Source organism: Acinetobacter sp. YH12231 (genome assembly GCF_013417755.1).
Classification (GTDB): Bacteria; Pseudomonadota; Gammaproteobacteria; order Pseudomonadales; family Moraxellaceae; genus Acinetobacter; species Acinetobacter amyesii.
Genome location: NZ_VPDJ01000016.1, coordinates 73,893 through 91,207, shown reverse-complemented (window position 1 = coordinate 91,207; position 17,315 = coordinate 73,893). Strand labels below are relative to the sequence as shown.

Sequence of the window (17,315 nt, the reverse complement as noted above, 5' to 3'; positions counted from 1 at the left end):
TTTAACTCAAAAAGTTGAAGCCCCAAAAAGCGGTGTCTTGTTTTTTTCGCCCGCTATTTCCCGTACAAGTTTAGGAACCAAATAACCAGGTAGGTTCTCTAAAACTTTTTTATAAATTAAATCAATATCCTGAGCTGGTGTATCAAAATGATGAGCACCTTTTACTTTATCCAGAACATGCAAATAATATGGCATTACACCTGCGTCGAATAAGCGGTAACTTAAATCGACCAACACTTCTGCAGAATCATTAACCCCTTTTAATAAGACTGCTTGGTTCAGCACGGTGATTCCTTGTTTGACAAGCTGTTGAAGCTGGCTGCACGTGAAGTCATCTAGCTCTGATGGATGATTTGAGTGTACCACTAGAATAATGCGTAGCCTACTGTTTTTTAAATTAGAAACCAGCTCTTCATCGACACGGTTGGGGATTACGATAGGAACTCGTGAATGAATTCTCAAAAATTTAATTTGTGGCAAAGTCGATAAACGTTCAATCCACACTTGAAGTTTACGATTTGATAGTGTGAGCGGGTCTCCACCACTTAAAATCACTTCATTAATATCGGGTTGTTGTTCAATATATTGTTTAATGTTTGCCCAATCGTCATTTTTAGGCAGGTTTTCTTGGTAGGGAAAATGCCGGCGGAAACAATAACGGCAATGGACCGCGCAGGCACCGGTTAAAGTCAGTAAAAAACGAGACTTGTACTTATGTAATACCCCTGGCTGTTGGTTAGCCTGCTCTTCACCTAAAGGGTCGGTGACAAAACCGGCGTGTTCTTCAAGTTCCAAATGATGCGGTAGGACTTGGAGTAAAAGCGGATCAAGCGGATTACCTTTTTGCATTTTTTCGACAAAAGCGCGCGGCACACGTAGGCGAAACTCATCTGCTGCGAACTGAGCACCAGATAATAACTGATCATGCGAAAGTTCTAATACATCGAGTAATTCTTGAGGATTTGTAATCAAATCACTCAATTGGGTTTGCCAGTTTTGCTCTTGAAATAAATAGTTTATCATGCCGATTGTTTAAAAAATGCAGAAAGGTGAGTAGGGAATATTGCTGAAATTAATGCGTCGAACTTTTAAGTGTAAGCTGAAATAATTCCGATAAAGCTCACAACGGATGAAGCCTACGAAACATTTATTAAGTTTCAGTAAACAGCAATTTTACCTGTTTGTGGGCATTGTATAAACAAAGTTCTTTAATGTCTGAGTGTAAGTTAAGCAGCTTGACCCCTTTAATGGGGATTTTTTCGTTGCGACATGGTGCATTGGTCATTTAGAATACGCAATATCACATTAATGTGCATGTGGCAGCCAATGTTACAGTCAGTACTTGCTAAATGACATGTTACAGCCCATAGCATCTATAGATTAAAGTTAGTAAGTTTGGAGTGAGCCAGTCATGGCCTATTATTCTACGAATGATTTCAAGTCAGGCCTTAAGGTCATGCTTGACGGTAACCCATGTTCAATCATGGAAAACGAATACGTAAAACCAGGTAAAGGCCAAGCTTTTAACCGCGTAAAATTACGTAACCTTAAAACTGGTAAAGTTTTAGAAAAAACTTTCAAATCTGGTGATTCACTAGAAGCTGCTGACATCCAAGAAGTTGAAATGAACTACTTGTATAACGACGGTGAAATGTGGAACTTCATGGATCCAGAATCTTTCGAACAAATCGCTGCTGATAAAGTTGCTATGGGCGACGCGGCTAAATGGTTGAAAGATGACTCAAATGAACTTTGCACAATCATGCTTTGGAACGGTGTTCCTTTAACTGTGAGCGCGCCAAACTTCGTTGTATTAAAAATCGTTGAAACTGATCCAGGTGTACGTGGTGATACTTCAGGCGGTGGCGGTAAACCGGCTAAGCTTGAAACTGGTGCAGTTGTACGTGTTCCATTATTCGTACAGCAAGAAGAAAGCGTTCGTGTAGACACTCGTACTGGTGACTATTTAGAACGTGCATAATGGTTTAAAAATAGACTATTATCGAAAGGGATGAAGTGATTCATCCCTTTTTTTATACCTATTGGTTTAAATTTTTATGCCAAAGTATTAGATGAAAAAACCTATAACAGGAGTAGAGTTTCAAGGGAAGAAACAGCAGTACCTCGAACAAGAAAAATCAAGCTGATTTATTTCAACATTTATGAGGGATTGAGATGGAAACCATTCAACCGAAGTCAGGAATGGCTTCAAAGATTATCTGGCTGTTTGTAGCCATTCTAGGTGCCGTTTCATTCGGCATACTAGCACTCAGTCGAGGCGAGCATGTCAATGCAGTTTGGCTGATCCTTGCAGCAATCTGTGTGTATAGCATTGCATATCGTTTTTATAGTTTATTTATTGCCAATAAAGTCTTTGAACTGAATGAGCGACGTTTAACGCCTGCCCATCGCTTAGCTGACGGCTTGGATTATGTACCGACCAATAAAAGCGTTCTATTTGGTCACCACTTTGCTGCGATTGCAGGTGCAGGCCCATTAGTCGGACCGATCCTTGCTGCGCAAATGGGTTATTTGCCGGGAACAATTTGGCTCTTGGTGGGTGTTGTTCTTGCCGGTGCGGTTCAAGACTTTTTAGTCTTGTTCATCTCAACGCGTCGTGATGGTCGTTCACTCGGTGAAATGGCAAAACAAGAACTAGGTTCTTTTGCCGGAATCATCGTGATGCTTGGTGCACTTGGCGTGATGATCATCATTCTTGCGGTACTTGCTTTGGTTGTTGTAAAAGCGTTGACTAACAGTCCGTGGGGTGTTTTCAGTATCGCGGCCACTGTACCGATTGCGATTTTCATGGGTATCTACATGCGATTTATCCGTCCGGGTAAAATTGCAGAAGTGTCAATCATTGGTTTTGTACTGATGATGGCAGGGATTATTTATGGTGGTGACATTGCACAGCATCCGTACTGGGGGCCATTCTTTACACTTTCAGGTACTGAACTGACTTGGTGGCTGATCGGTTATGGTTTCGTAGCATCTGTGTTACCCGTATGGTTACTGCTTGCACCACGTGATTACCTATCGACCTTCTTGAAAATTGGTGTTATTGCAGGTTTAGCAATCGGGATTATGTTTGCTTTACCTGAAATGAAAATGCCGGCAGTAACGCATTTTATTGATGGTACAGGTCCTGTATTTGCAGGCTCAATGTTCCCATTCTTGTTTATTACCATTGCCTGTGGTGCAATTTCAGGTTTCCATGCGCTCGTTTCTTCAGGAACGACACCGAAACTTGTGAATAATGAAAAAGATATTCGCATGATCGGTTATGGCGGCATGTTGATGGAATCTTTTGTTGCGATCATGGCTTTGGTCTGTGCAACGATTCTTGAGCCTGGTGTGTATTTTGCGATTAATGCGCCAGCAGCTGTGATTGGTACAACGGTTGAGTCCGCTGCAGAAGCAGTTCGTACATTAGGCTTCGTGGTAACACCTGAAGCATTGACCTTACTTGCACAAGAAGTGGGTGAAAACTCGATTCTGTCTCGTACAGGGGGGGCGCCAACATTTGCGATTGGTATGGCGCATATCATTACGGAAATTTTTAATAACCGTTCAATGATGGCGTTCTGGTATCACTTTGCGATTTTATTCGAAGCACTCTTTATTTTAACTGCTGTGGATGCAGGTACGCGTGCATGTCGTTTCATGGTGCAAGATACAGTGGGTATCGTGGTTCCTGCGGTTAAAAACTCACATAATTTCTTCGGAAATCTGTTAGGTACAGCGGTAGCTGTTGCAGGTTGGGGCTTCTTCGTTTACCAAGGTGTGGTTGATCCACTCGGCGGTATTAATAGCTTATGGCCGCTATTTGGTATTGGTAACCAAATTCTTGCTGCGATGGCTTTGATCTTGGGTACAGTGATTTTATTCAAGATGAAAAAACAAAAGTATGTTTGGGTGACGATTATCCCAACAGTATTCTTGTTTATTACTTCAATGACCGCTGGTTGGCAGAAGATTTTCCACGAAAATCCAAAGATTGGTTTCTTGGCTCAGGCAGATCGTTTTAATGCAGCCATTGCGAAAAATGAATTGTTGGCACCTGCGAAAACCATGGCAGAAATGCATACGGTTGCATTGTCGAATCAAATCAATGCCGGTCTTTGTGCATTCTTTATGATCGTGGCATTTGTGATGTTATTTGCAGCGATTGGTGTGGTGCGTCGTGCCTTGGCAAATCCAAATCCATCGGTGAATGAAGCAGAAGCAATTTACCGTGACCCAGCTGAAATTAATCCGTCAAATTCAGCACATTAATAGGGGAATATGAATGAACCTGAAGTTTGCAAAAAGTGGAAAAACGGTGATTTATAAAATCATTAAAATGACCATTATGTCGCAGAAGGATCTAATTCTGAACCCGAAAAATTGGTCACGTATTGCGACGTTGTGGCAACGTTTACAGCAAAGCTTCCGCCTGATGGTGGGTGTGCCAGATTACCAAAACTATTTGGAACATATGGCAAAACATCATCCTGATTTGGAAGCGATGGATGCAAAAACATTTTATCGTCACTGTGTAGATGCACGTTATCCATCAGCTGGTGGTGACATGAAGAAGTGTCCTTGCTAATGCTTTGACTTGTGCTAAAAATCCAATAAAAAAAGCGTTCTTCGGGACGCTTTTTTTATTACTGATTTGTGATCAGTCGAAGCGATAACAACGCTTTTGTATACTCAATAAATATCAAGCGTATGTATTTAAAGTATTGAACTGGGTATAGATTGGAGATAAACACTGTATTTTTAAATAAAACCCTGTATGTTAGTCATTCATTTAACTTTTTTATTGGGGAATAAAAGGTGTTTTGGGTATCAGAGAAAAGCCAACAAAATAATACATCAACGCTTTTAAGTGAGGAGAGCCTTGCGCCTTTTTACCCGAAAATAAATACATTCCTCGAACAAATTAACCAAATTATTTTGGATAAAAATCAGCAAACCAAATTGGCTTTAGCTTGTCTATTGGCAGGCGGGCATGTGCTATTTGAAGACTTACCTGGTTTAGGAAAAACGACATTATCTAGCGCCTTGTCACATTTGGCGGGATTAAAGTTTCAACGGATTCAATTTACCAATGACATGCTGGCCAGCGATGTGATTGGGGTAAATATGTTTAATCAAAAAGAACATCATTTTGAGTTTAAATCTGGGCCGATTTTTACCCAAATTTTATTGGCAGATGAAATCAACCGTTGTAGTCCAAAGACCCAAAGTGCTTTATTGGAAGCGATGGAAGAGGGGTATGTGACGGTTGATGGTGTGCGCTATGCTTTGCCTCAACCATTTTGGGTGATTGCGACACAAAACCCTTTATTTCAAAGTGGTACTTATGCCTTACCTGAGTCCCAGTTGGACCGGTTTTTAATGCGTTTGTCTTTAGGTTATCCATCGCGTCAGGCAGAGAAATTATTGCTCCAACAAACTTCACGCCATGATCTGATTGCGGCATTAGCACATATCTTTAATGAATCAGAAATTTTACAACTACAAGGCTTTGTCGAGCAGATACATCTGAGTGATCGTTTGATGGATTACATTTTGGATCTTGCTGCTGAAACACGTAAAGGGAGACATGGTCTTTCTACGCGTGGTGTTTTATCCTTAAAGAAAGCTGCGCAAGCCTATGCGCTGATTGAGCAGCGAAATTATGTGAATCCTGACGATGTACAAGCCGTTTTTACAGCTGTGGTATCTCATCGAATTGGGTTGTCAGATCTTGAAGCCTTTAAGCTTTTAGAACAAGTTTCGATTCAATAAAGGAGTTGAACCTTGGCTTCAATGTGGCAGCAATGGATTGAACGTCGATTTAAAATCGATCAGCACAAGCAGCTGACTCAAAAAGATGTCTTGATCTTTATCTATCAGCAAGGCTACTTGTATTTGGTATTAATTTTCATCACTTTTATTGCAGGTGTGAATTATGCCAATAATTTGATTTTAGGCTTTTGCTTTTTAATTAGCGCCGTATTGAGTATTAGTTTCTATATTACTTTTAAGCAGCTTCATGCGTTGCAGATTCAAATAAATGTTGTTGATACACCGCAAGCAGGTGAATTACTCTCGGTCGAAATTTACTTTAAGCAAGATGCTGAACAGGCGCGATATTTGTGGATTAAAACTGAAAATCAGCTACATAAATTATTGTTCAATACGCAACAGCATGGCTTTCAATTAAATTTTACAACCAGCCAACGCGGTTTTTTTCAGATTCCACCCATACAAATTTATAGTGTTTATCCCTTTGGTTTGGTTCGGGCCTGGACGTATTTGTACGTACAGCAACCAGCGTGGGTTGCACCTCAAGCCAGTTGGCATTCCGTTGAAAATAAGCAACAACAGCAAAACTTTGAACCTGATCTTGATGAATTTCGCGAATTACGGAGTTTTCAGACGGGGGATTCACTTCATGCGGTGTCTTGGAAACAAGCAGCACGAGGACAAGGCTTATATGTGAAAGTCTTTGAACAATATGAAGATCTAAAGAAATTGGAGATTCATTATCACCATATGCCAGCTCAAAGTCATGAAGAAAAACTTAGCCTTATGATGGGTTTGGTCGAGCAGGCTGAGCAAAATCACGATCAATATGCACTGTATTTACCTAATGCTGAGTTAGCATCAGGCACTGGAGCAATGCATTTTTCCGAAGCTAAACGGTTATTGGCGCAGGCTTGATTTATGATTGAAAATACCATACGCCGCTCCATACTACTAACGTTAGCTTTAGTGCTCATTGCGCAAATGCTTTATATACCAGTGGTGACATCATTAGTATTTTTAGTCATTTGGCTTTTTTTATTACTCAATACCCGCGCCAGTAAAAAACCATTTTCTAAAATTTTAACCTATGTGCTGACATTGATAGCTTTATTCAGCATTTACATAAGTCATAAAACCTTTATTGGTGTTGATGCAGGGGTTACAGTACTTAGTACATTTTTATTTGCTAAATCTTTAGAAACAAAAACACGTCGTGATGTAATTATTTTATTTAACTTTGCGATGTTTGTGATTGCCAGTAGTTTTTTGTTTAGCCAGTCTTTTGCCATGGCATTGGTCATTTTGTTGGCGTTGTTGAGCTGCTTTATTGGATTATACCGTTTACAGACCGTTGGTTTTAGGCAAAACTCTGGCGGTGAAATACAAGCGATTAAACAAGATATTGGGCATGTGGGTAAATTTATTGCCTTAGCTGTTCCATTCTTTATCTTGCTGTTTCTCTTTTTTCCACGCCTGCCGCCGCTATGGCATATTCCTATTCCTGAAAATAAAGCCACAACGGGAATCAGTGACAGCATGTCTCCGGGCGATATTGCTGAGTTATCACAGTCGAGTAGTTTGGCTTTTCGTATAATTGGTGATATTCAAGCCTTGCCAACACGTACAGAGCTGTATTGGCGGGCGATGGCATTAGATGAATATGATGGTTCTAAATGGACTAGTCATTTTTTTAACCAGAACGTTATACAGCTGAATCCAGCTGATTTAAAACCCAAGCGGACATTGAATTATCAATATTTGGCTGCCGACCCAACTGTGATGTGGATTATGTCGTTGGAGCAATCCGTTCCCAATGAAGCACGTTTTGCATTAGGTCAAGATGGTCGAATTACACCCTACCGATTAACAGCACGTACAGAGCCGATTCAACTGAAATGGTTAGGAAGTGCAGAGCCGCCACAAATAAAAAATGTAGCTTTACTTGAAAAATTAAACACTCGCTATGTTGAAAACTTGGATGTTCAATCACAACAATTGGCCCAAACTTTATGGCAGCGAAGTCGTCAAAATCCTGAGCGTTATATTGCCGAAGTTTTGCAATGGTATAAACAAAATCGTTTTGCATATACCTTAAGCCCAGGTGTATTGGGGCAAAATCGGATAGATGATTTTTTATTTGGATCAAGACAGGGCTTTTGCGAACATTTTGCTTCGAGCTTTGCAATGTTGATGCGCTATGTTGGTGTTCCATCGCGTATTGTCGTGGGATATCAAGGTGGTCAATTAGCACCAGATGGAAAAAGTTGGGAGGTTCGTCAGCTCGATGCACATGCGTGGACAGAGGTTTATGTCAATCAACATTGGCGTCGAATTGATCCTACAGCCATGATCGCACCTCAGCGTATCGATGGTGGGATGCAGGATTATATGGAACAAGATCGGACAATTTTTGGGAGACAGCAGTCGACTTGGGCCTATCAACAATTTTCGATGTTGAAAAAAGTCCGTGTATGGAGTGATTATGCGAGTTACCAATGGCAGAGTAAAGTAGTGGGTTACAATGCAGAATCACAGCAACAATGGTTTAAAAAGCTCGGTACAAATTCTGCTTATGCAGGTGTTTTAATTCTTATTTTGAGTATTGGTGGCATTGTAGCATTATATTTTATATGGATTTTGTGGAAAAAAAGAAAAAGCCTAAGCTCTCTTGAAAGAGAAATTGCCAAGTTTGCTAAGAATTTACCCTTGAGCCAGCAAAAAGTGGCTTCTGAAAGTTTTCGGCATTGGTTACAACGTTTGGCTGAAAATGTACCTGAACAGGAAAGGGCGGCATTTGAACAAGTTATTACGTTATTTGAGCAGGAAATTTATGTAGGTACCGCGCTAAGTTCTCATGATATTCAATATTTTAAGGCTTTGCTTAAAACTTGTACGCAAAGTTTAAAAAAGTCAGAAAAGGGCTTGTCATAAAAAATAAAAATGAATATGATTCTACGCATTCTAGGTTTATAGCTCAGTTGGTTAGAGCGCTACGTTGACATCGTAGAGGTCACCAGTTCGAATCTGGTTAAACCTACCAAATTCAAAAAGCAGAATCAAAATGATTCTGCTTTTTTTTATCTGAAATTATTAGGGTCTGTTGACATTTACTGTTCATAATTAACCCTATAAAGGTAGCCATAAAAATATACAGGCTAAAGCAACAGAACTTTGATAATTCCTTTTGAGCTTGTCATATCGAGTAGCTATTCCTCTAAATTGCTTTAATCTACAAAACATATTTTCAACTAAATGCCTGATTTTATATAAATACCAGTCCATATGGTCATTGTTCGATTGGCTATTCGTTTTCCTTGGTATATTCGCTACTTCTTTGGCTCATATTTCTGCGTTTATGACTATATAGCAGTGCTTTATACAATGTATGCTATAGCGGATTATTTGAAACAAAAAAGCCGCATTCTATGCGGCTCTTAATTGAACAAATAAATTATGCATCTTCAGTTTCTAAAATTTCGAAGTCATGGGTAATTTCTACACCACCATCCATCAGCATTTTACTAGCAGAGCAGTATTTTTCAGCAGAAAGTTCAACCGCTTTTGCAACTTGCTTTTCCTTCACGCCATGACCAGTGACTACAAAGTGCAAATGAATTTTAGTGAATACAGCAGGAATAGTGTCGGCACGTTCTGCATTTAATTCACAACGAACATTGGTAATGTCTTGGCGTGCTTTCTTTAAAATCGTCACAATATCGAAAGATGCACAACCACCAAGTCCTGTTAAAATCAGTTCCATTGGGCGCGGACCACGGTTCTCACCGCCATATTCTTGTGATCCATCCATCATAACAGTGTGACCACTTTGAGTTTTTGCTTCAAAAGCAACATTCTCTAGCCAATGAACACTAGTTTGCATTGCAAGTCCCTAAAAAAAGCTATAAATTTACGCAGTACCTGTACACTAACATAAATTGAGTTGATAAGGAATTTCAACTCTTACGTGTGACAAGTTCACTTTAGGTCTTGTGCGATCTATAAATTATCCATATTCGGAAACTGTTAGCATGACTTCAAACTTTTCACAACTTAGCACAGATGCGCTATCTCCGGGGCAGTTACCTGAGTCGGTGAAGGCATTATTAAAACGTGCATATATTAATCGTTACCCAAAACGTACAACAATCATTGATGCGGGCTCAGAATCTAAATCTTTGTATTTAATTCTTAAGGGTTCAGTATCTATCATTTTACGCGAAGATGATGAGCGTGAAATTGTGGTTGCGTACTTAAATGCGGGTGACTTTTTTGGGGAAATGGGTCTATTCGAAGCAAATGCACAGCGTACTGCAGAAGTGCGTACGCGTGATGTATGTGAAATTGCTGAGATTACCTATGAAAACTTTCATGAATTAAGTAAACAATACCCAGACTTAAGTTATGCGGTATTTGCACAGCTTGTACGCCGTCTTAAAAATACGACGCGTAAAGTAACTGACCTTGCGTTTATCGACGTGTCAGGTCGTATTGCACGTTGCTTAATTGATTTATCTTCACAACCAGAGGCAATGATTTTGCCGAATGGTCGTCAGATTCGTATTACTCGTCAAGAGATTGGTCGTATCGTGGGTTGTTCCCGTGAAATGGTTGGTCGTGTTCTAAAAACACTTGAAGAGCAAGGCATGATCGAAACTGATGGTAAAGCGATTCTAATTTTTGATGCATCGCTTGAAGAGAAAAGCCAATTGGCTTCTGACGATTTCGACGACGAAGAATAATCAGTCTTCCGAATCTAAAAAAAGCAAACTCAGGGGTTTGCTTTTTTTATGTCCATTCATTTCTCACTATTATAGCGGAAGCAACCTTTCTCACATTTTTTGACAAATAAACAGAAAATTATGATTTAAACAAAGCCGATATCTTATGTAAGCTACTTCGTGACTTATATATTGATATTTAAAATAAAGAGGGAATTTGCGGCATGCAATTTAAACCATTGGCACATACAGGCATATTAGTTCCAGAAATTTGTTTAGGCACCATGACGTTTGGTGAACAAAACACCCAAGCAGAAGCTTTCGAGCAACTGGATTATGCTTTAGAGCGTGGTCTTAACTTTTGGGATACTGCAGAAATGTATCCTGTCCCGCCGAAACCTGAAACCCAAGGTTCGACTGAAACTATTATAGGTAACTGGATTGCAGCTCGCGGTGGCCGCGATAAAATAATCTTAGCTTCAAAAATTGCAGGGCCGTCACAAGGCGGTAGTCATATTCGTGACGGGCAAACTAAATTTATTGCTTCGGAAATTGAGTCTGCACTGGATCATTCTCTTCAGCGCTTACAAACAGATTATCTTGACTTATACCAGTTGCATTGGCCGCAACGTCCAACCAACTTTTTCGGTAAATTGGGTTATGGCAATGCCGAAGCAAACAGTACGCAAACTATTACCAATTTAGAAGAAACATTAGTTGCTTTAAGTCATGAGGTGAAAAAAGGTCGAATTCGCTCAATTGGACTATCTAATGAAACGCCATGGGGAACGTTGAAATTCCTACAACTTGCAGAAAAGCATGGTTTAGAAAAAATTGTCAGTGTGCAAAATCCATATAGTTTGTTGAATCGTACTTATGAAATCGGTTTATCTGAAATTGCACACTACGAAGGCGTGGGCTTATTGGCATATTCACCTTTAGCATTTGGTTATCTAACAGGTAAATTCCGTCATGGTGCACGTCCTGCCAATGCTCGAGTGACACTATTTTCACGCTTCAGCCGCTATTCAAATGCGGAGAGTGAATGGGCAACAGAACAATATGCACAATTGGCTGAACAACATGGTTTAACGTTGACACAGTTAGCACTAGCATTTATTAAGCAGCAATTTTTTGTCACCAGTACAATTATTGGTGCGACAAATCTAGATCAGTTGAAAGAAAATATTGATGCTTTTGAGGTGAATTTATCAGAAGACATTTTAAAAGGGATTGAAGCTATTCATCGCCAACAGCCAAATCCTGCACCTTAAGCTGAACTTTTTAGTGGATTAAGCAAAAGCCTGCATGTAAATGTGGGCTTTTTTGACATTTGTATTATTTAAGCAAATGGAAAATCATTGAATTTTATTGTCAGAAAGTCAGTTGAGTTGACAAGAAAATTGCCTAAAAATACATATGTATTTAAACAATATAATAAAGTACTAAATTCTTCAATAAATGACTTGAAAAGTATTCTATTTATACCAATATTATAATTGAGATTTATCTTTATCTTAAAATTAACTCATTGAAAAATATTTAAAAAATGTATTTGAAATTTTAAATATGACTCCCATATATGCTTCAAGTACAGAATTTGTTGTGAGGAATAACAAGAATGCGATTCGAAAAATTCACAAACCGTTTGCAGCAAGCATTATCCGATGCCCAATCTTTAGCAATGGGGAAAGACCATACAGCCATTGAAGGAATCCATATTCTTTCGACATTGCTTGAAGAGCCTTCGAACCAAAGCTTGTTACAACAGGCAGGTGCTAATCTTCCTGAGTTAAAAACCAAACTTCAGCAAGCCCTACAGGATACCGCCACCATTGCGACGCCTACAGGGGACATCAACCTAAATCCTGAAGCAGTCAAAGCGCTAAATTTAGCCGATAGTTTTGCGCAAAAAGCTGGAGATGAGTTTCTTTCTACAGATTGGGTGATTCTCGGTTTAGCTGAAACGGGTAAAACCAAAACCTTATTAAATAGTGTAGGCGTAACGACAGATAAATTACGTAGTGCAATTGAACAAATACGAGGCGGTGAACAAGTCATGAGTAATAACCACGAAGATCAACGTGATTCACTCAACAAATATACCTTAGACCTCAATGCACGTGCATTAGAAGGTAAGCTAGATCCGGTCATTGGTCGTGACGAAGAGATTCGCCGTACCATTCAGGTTTTATCACGCCGTAGTAAAAACAACCCCGTACTGATTGGTGAGCCGGGTGTGGGTAAAACAGCAATCGTTGAGGGCTTAGCACAGCGTATCGTCAATGGCGAAGTTCCTGAAAGTCTGAAAGGTAAACGTGTACTTTCACTCGACCTTGGTTCATTGCTTGCAGGTGCAAAATACCGCGGTGAATTTGAAGAACGTCTTAAAGCAGTTCTAAAAGATTTGGCCAAATATGATGGCGAGATCATTCTCTTCATTGACGAATTACATACGCTTGTTGGCGCAGGTAAAGGTGATGGTGCAATGGATGCAGGGAATATGCTTAAACCTGCGTTGGCACGTGGCGAACTTCGCTGTGTAGGTGCAACCACCTTAGATGAGTACCGTCAATATATCGAAAAGGATGCGGCATTAGAACGCCGTTTCCAAAAAGTGATTGTTGATGAACCGAGCGTGGAAGACACCATTGCGATTTTACGTGGTCTAAAAGACAAATATGCAACCCATCATGGTGTGCAAATTTTAGACTCTGCAATTATTGCTGCGGCAAAAATGTCGCATCGTTACATCACAGACCGTCAGTTGCCAGATAAAGCCATTGATTTGATTGATGAAGCAGCATCACGAATCAAAATGGAAATTGACTCAAAACCTGAGCCACTTGACCGTTTAGATCGCCGTTTAATTCAGTTAAAAATGCAACTTGAAGCGGTGAAAAAAGATGCAGATTCAGTCTCAAAAGCTGAAGTTGAGCATTTGGAGAAACAAATTGCTGAAGTTCAAAAAGAATATAGCGATTTGGAAGAAGTGTGGATTGCGGAAAAACGTCTGGTTGACGGAACGAATCAAGCTCAAATTGAGTTAGATAAAGCACGTACTGCCTTTGAAAAAGCACAACGTGAAGGTGATTTAGCAGAAGCGAGCCGTTTGCAATATGGAGTCATTCCTGAGTTGCAAAAACGCTTGAATGAAGAAGAAATTGCGGAGGTGAATGAAGAGCCGAAACTGATTCGTACCAAAGTCACTGAAAATGAAATCGCTGAAGTGGTAAGTGCAGCTACAGGTATTCCTGTTGCAAAAATGCTACAAGGTGAACGTGAAAAACTCTTACACATGGAAGAGTTCTTACATAACCGTGTAGTCGGTCAAGATGAAGCGGTCGTAGCAGTATCAAATGCGGTGCGTCGTTCTCGTGCAGGATTATCCGATCCAAACCGCCCAAGTGGTTCATTCTTATTCCTTGGGCCAACAGGTGTAGGTAAAACTGAGTTAACCAAAGCTCTAGGTAACTTCTTATTTGACAGTGATGATGCGATTATTCGTATCGACATGTCAGAGTTTATGGAAAAGCATTCGGTGAGCCGTTTAGTGGGTGCTCCTCCGGGCTATGTGGGCTATGAAGAAGGCGGTGTATTAACTGAGGCTGTACGTCGTAAACCTTATAGTGTGGTGTTGTTTGATGAGGTTGAAAAAGCCCATCCAGACGTCTTTAACATCTTGCTTCAAGTGTTAGATGATGGTCGATTAACTGACTCACAAGGTCGTGTGATTGATTTCAAAAACACCGTAATCGTGATGACCTCGAACTTAGGTTCAACCGATGTTCGTGAATTAGGTGAAAACCCGTCGAAAGACGAAGTTCGTGCTGTGGTCATGGCTGCTGTATCTGAACATTTCCGTCCTGAATTTGTGAACCGTATTGATGAGCTAGTGGTTTTCCATTCTTTACAAAAAGCGCAAATTCGTGGCATTGCAGATATTCAGTTGGATCGTTTACGTTCACGTTTGGCTGACAAAGACATGAGTTTGGCAGTTGAAGATAGTGCCTTTGAGTTACTTATCGATGCTGGTTTTGACCCTGTATATGGTGCACGTCCTCTAAAACGTGCCATCCAACAACAAGTTGAAAATACACTGGCACAGAAAATCTTGTCAGGCGCGTTCCAACCGGGCGATACGATTGTTGTTCAAGCGGAAGGAGATCACCTAAGTTTTGACAAGATGAAACTCAATTAAAAGGTACAAATTAGCCACGTTCAGTTGTAAAAACAGAAACCCGGTTTAGGCCGGGTTTTTTTATTTTACGCTTTTCGTGATTTTCGTTTAAATACGTAAAGTTGATTGCATTTCATCATTTTCACCCACTAATATGACGTCCGCACGCATCCAACGAGATGACTGTGTTCTGTAAAACAAAAACAATATCGCGCGTTCATCAAGAATGAATGGCAACAGGAAATTATGATTATGATGGAATTTAAACTGCTTAGGCAGATCAAAAAAGAACCTTATAGTTTATATAAACATACTGGTGACATCACTGTTCAAGAACTCAAACGTATGTATGGTATTTATCAAAAGTATTATGCCAATACCCGTTATGAAATTTTTGAACGCGACTTCTTAGAAAAAACCGGTGTTTTTTTTATTATTGAACCGAAAAATAATCAAATTGTCGGATTTTCGACGGTTATGGAACGTGACTTTGTTGTTGATGGTAAAGCCCGACATGCTTTTTTCAGTGGAGATACCATTATTGAGAAAGAGTATTGGGGAAATCGTGCATTAACTAGAGCAATGTTCCGTTATATTATTAGTTTTAAATTTCGTCATCCAAGAACACCTATATATTGGATTTTAATCTCTAAAGGCTTTAAAACTTATCTGCTCTTAGCCAATAACTACTACAGCTACTATCCACACTATGGTGAGAAAAATGCTCATCTCAAAGACTTTGTTGAATCGTACTGTAAAGAATACTTCTCAGAATATTATAACCACGAAACGGGTCTGCTGAATTTTGGCGAAGACTATCAACCACTCAAAGCAGATGTTGCGCCCATCACCCATGAAATGCGCGAAAATAATACCAAGATAGCTTTCTTTGAAGATAAGAACCCAACTTGGGTCGATGGAACAGAACTTCCGTGCATTGGTGAATTACGCTGGAGCGATTTATACCGTTATGTGAATCGATTCTTAACCAAGACCACCAGTGTGAGCAAACATGATAGCAAGTTACGTTATAAGTCACGTACATTACATATTGCGACAGGTTCTGACTCGAAGGTGGCCTAATGGGATTGCTTCTCACCACTGCACATCAAGTTTTGAATATTGCCTGCCGCAAAGCGTTTCAACGCTATACACAGCAGGCAAATCAGCTAGAAAATGTGCAACGTAAAAAATTAAGCCATTTTTTAAAACAGCACATTTCGCAAAATTTAAGCTATGAGCAATTTGCCAAAAAGTATCCGCTTTCTCGTTATAGCAATTGGAAAAGCCAAATTGAACAATCCAGACAAAGTGGCAAAAATAGTTTGGGGCCTGAAAAAATTGTACGGTTTCAACCGACCAGTGGGTCGAGTGAAGCAATTAAATTCATTCCCTATACTCAGGCTTTTTTAGATGAACTGGATGAGGCTATTGGTTTATGGCTGACTAATTTATATCGGACACACCCACAACTTAAAAATTCAACGCATTATTGGTCGGTTTCATGGTTGCCTGAAAGCCAGCGAAAGCTTTTAGAAAATAGTAATTTAAATGATGACAGTGCGCTGCTTAATCTGTCGAAGCGAGTGTTGAGTAAAATTACTCAATCGGTACCGACTGAAATTGCGATGGCAAATTCAGCCGAAGATGCCATGTTTGCAACCGCGGTGTATCTCGTTGCAGATAAGCATTTAGGCATGATTTCGGTATGGAGTCCTACATTTGCATTGCAATTGCTGGATATTATTCAAGAACATCAAGCTGAAATTGTACAGGTCTTAAAAACTGGACAATGGCAACGTGATGGTTTGAGTTTTCTGCAAGTTCCTAAATCTTGTCAACAATGCTATCGCTTACAAGACTTGGATTTAACCCAAGCAACGGCGTGGAAAAAACTGTGGCCTAAACTCAGTCTGGTTTCGAGTTGGGATACAGCGAGCGCAGAGCAATGGGCAGTACAGCTACAGCAACGAATTGCAGGGGTGGCATTTGAGGGTAAAGGTTTATGGGCAACTGAAGGCGTAGTGACGATTCCATTTGCAAACCGTTTTACCTTAAGTTATCAGTCACATTTTTATGAATTTATTTTGCAAGACAGCCAAAAAGTGGTGCCATCGTGGCAACTGAAAGTAGGTGATATTGTTAGTCCTGTGATCACGACAGGTTCAGGATTAATTCGTTATGTGATTGATGATGAATTAGAAGTCACAGACTTTTATCAGCAAGTGCCATGTTTCGAATTTTTAGGTCGTAAAATGACAGTAGATTTGGTCGGAGAAAAGCTCGACCACAATGCTGCAGTTAAAGTTCTTGCAGAGTTTAAACAAGCGGATTATTTGCCGATTAGTATCTTGGGTATCGAACAATGTTCGGTTAAAAAACCGCACTATATTTTACTCAGTGAAGGCAATGTAGATAAACAACCATCCGCTCAAGCACTAGACCGTTTGCTTAAACATAATTTTCATTATGAATTGGCACGCGATCTAGGGCAGTTGGATGAACCTGAAGTGGTTCATGTACAAGATGCATGGGACTACTACAAAACATTAGCCATGAACAATGGCATGATTGAAGGGAATATTAAGCCTGAGCCGCTTAAGAAAATGAAAACAAAAATAATTGAGTATTGA

13 protein-coding genes, 1 tRNA gene and 1 pseudogene are annotated in these 17,315 nt (G+C 39.9%); 12 read left to right on the top strand and 3 right to left on the bottom strand.

Features of this window, described 5'->3' with window-relative positions:
- Positions 1 to 6: 6 nt before the first annotated feature.
- The gene (gene epmB / locus FTV11_RS11245; RefSeq protein ID WP_180010399.1) at positions 7 to 1,023 is read right to left on the bottom strand and encodes an EF-P beta-lysylation protein EpmB; all 1,017 of its coding nucleotides are present in this window, start codon (positions 1,021 to 1,023) and stop codon (positions 7 to 9) included.
- Positions 1,024 to 1,411: 388 nt separating this feature from the next.
- Between epmB and efp the strand changes: the two genes are divergently transcribed.
- The 7 genes from efp to FTV11_RS11210 all read left to right on the top strand — a co-directional run bounded on the left by efp (position 1,412) and on the right by FTV11_RS11210 (position 8,824).
- Entirely contained in the window at positions 1,412 to 1,981 is a 570-nt protein-coding gene (efp, locus tag FTV11_RS11240; RefSeq protein WP_067762759.1) for an elongation factor P, read from the top strand.
- 194 nt (positions 1,982 to 2,175) lie between these two features.
- A complete protein-coding gene (locus FTV11_RS11235; protein ID WP_078190161.1) occupies positions 2,176 to 4,278 on the top strand; it encodes a carbon starvation CstA family protein in 2,103 nt (700 codons plus the stop codon).
- A 13-nt stretch (positions 4,279 to 4,291) separates the two neighbouring features.
- Entirely contained in the window at positions 4,292 to 4,594 is a 303-nt protein-coding gene (locus FTV11_RS11230) for a YbdD/YjiX family protein (RefSeq protein WP_078190160.1), read from the top strand.
- Positions 4,595 to 4,824: 230 nt separating this feature from the next.
- On the top strand, positions 4,825 to 5,781 hold the full coding sequence (locus tag FTV11_RS11225; protein WP_180074009.1) for an AAA family ATPase: 957 nt from the start codon (positions 4,825 to 4,827) through the stop codon (positions 5,779 to 5,781).
- A gap of 12 nt (positions 5,782 to 5,793) precedes the next feature.
- Positions 5,794 to 6,699, top strand: a complete 906-nt coding sequence (locus FTV11_RS11220) for a DUF58 domain-containing protein (RefSeq protein ID WP_180074008.1) — start codon at positions 5,794 to 5,796, stop codon at positions 6,697 to 6,699.
- A gap of 3 nt (positions 6,700 to 6,702) precedes the next feature.
- The gene (locus tag FTV11_RS11215) at positions 6,703 to 8,715 is read left to right on the top strand and encodes a DUF3488 and transglutaminase-like domain-containing protein (RefSeq protein WP_180074007.1); all 2,013 of its coding nucleotides are present in this window, start codon (positions 6,703 to 6,705) and stop codon (positions 8,713 to 8,715) included.
- A gap of 32 nt (positions 8,716 to 8,747) precedes the next feature.
- Positions 8,748 to 8,824: transfer RNA gene (locus FTV11_RS11210), tRNA-Val, on the top strand.
- Positions 8,825 to 8,910: 86 nt separating this feature from the next.
- Here the strand turns inward: FTV11_RS11210 and FTV11_RS11205 are convergent.
- Both FTV11_RS11205 and FTV11_RS11200 read right to left on the bottom strand, forming a co-directional pair.
- A pseudogene (locus FTV11_RS11205) lies at positions 8,911 to 9,111 on the bottom strand (IS5/IS1182 family transposase); the annotation flags it as partial.
- 124 nt (positions 9,112 to 9,235) lie between these two features.
- Positions 9,236 to 9,664, bottom strand: coding sequence for an OsmC family protein (locus FTV11_RS11200; RefSeq protein ID WP_180009335.1), 429 nt, complete (start codon positions 9,662 to 9,664; stop codon positions 9,236 to 9,238).
- Between the two features lie 148 nt (positions 9,665 to 9,812).
- Between FTV11_RS11200 and crp the strand changes: the two genes are divergently transcribed.
- From crp to FTV11_RS11175, 5 genes are all read left to right on the top strand, one after another.
- Positions 9,813 to 10,523 carry a cAMP-activated global transcriptional regulator CRP gene (crp, locus tag FTV11_RS11195; protein ID WP_078191819.1) on the top strand — a complete coding sequence of 237 codons (711 nt, stop codon included), beginning with the start codon at positions 9,813 to 9,815 and terminating at the stop codon, positions 10,521 to 10,523.
- A 203-nt stretch (positions 10,524 to 10,726) separates the two neighbouring features.
- On the top strand, positions 10,727 to 11,776 hold the full coding sequence (locus FTV11_RS11190) for an NADP(H)-dependent aldo-keto reductase (protein ID WP_180074006.1): 1,050 nt from the start codon (positions 10,727 to 10,729) through the stop codon (positions 11,774 to 11,776).
- Between the two features lie 347 nt (positions 11,777 to 12,123).
- Positions 12,124 to 14,703 carry an ATP-dependent chaperone ClpB gene (clpB, locus tag FTV11_RS11185; RefSeq protein WP_168377776.1) on the top strand — a complete coding sequence of 860 codons (2,580 nt, stop codon included), beginning with the start codon at positions 12,124 to 12,126 and terminating at the stop codon, positions 14,701 to 14,703.
- A gap of 225 nt (positions 14,704 to 14,928) precedes the next feature.
- Positions 14,929 to 15,765: a hypothetical protein gene (locus tag FTV11_RS11180; RefSeq protein ID WP_306669391.1), complete on the top strand. Its 837-nt coding sequence runs from the start codon at positions 14,929 to 14,931 to the stop codon at positions 15,763 to 15,765.
- A complete protein-coding gene (locus tag FTV11_RS11175; protein ID WP_180007877.1) occupies positions 15,765 to 17,315 on the top strand; it encodes a GH3 auxin-responsive promoter family protein in 1,551 nt (516 codons plus the stop codon). Before FTV11_RS11180 ends, FTV11_RS11175 begins: the two co-directional genes overlap by 1 nt.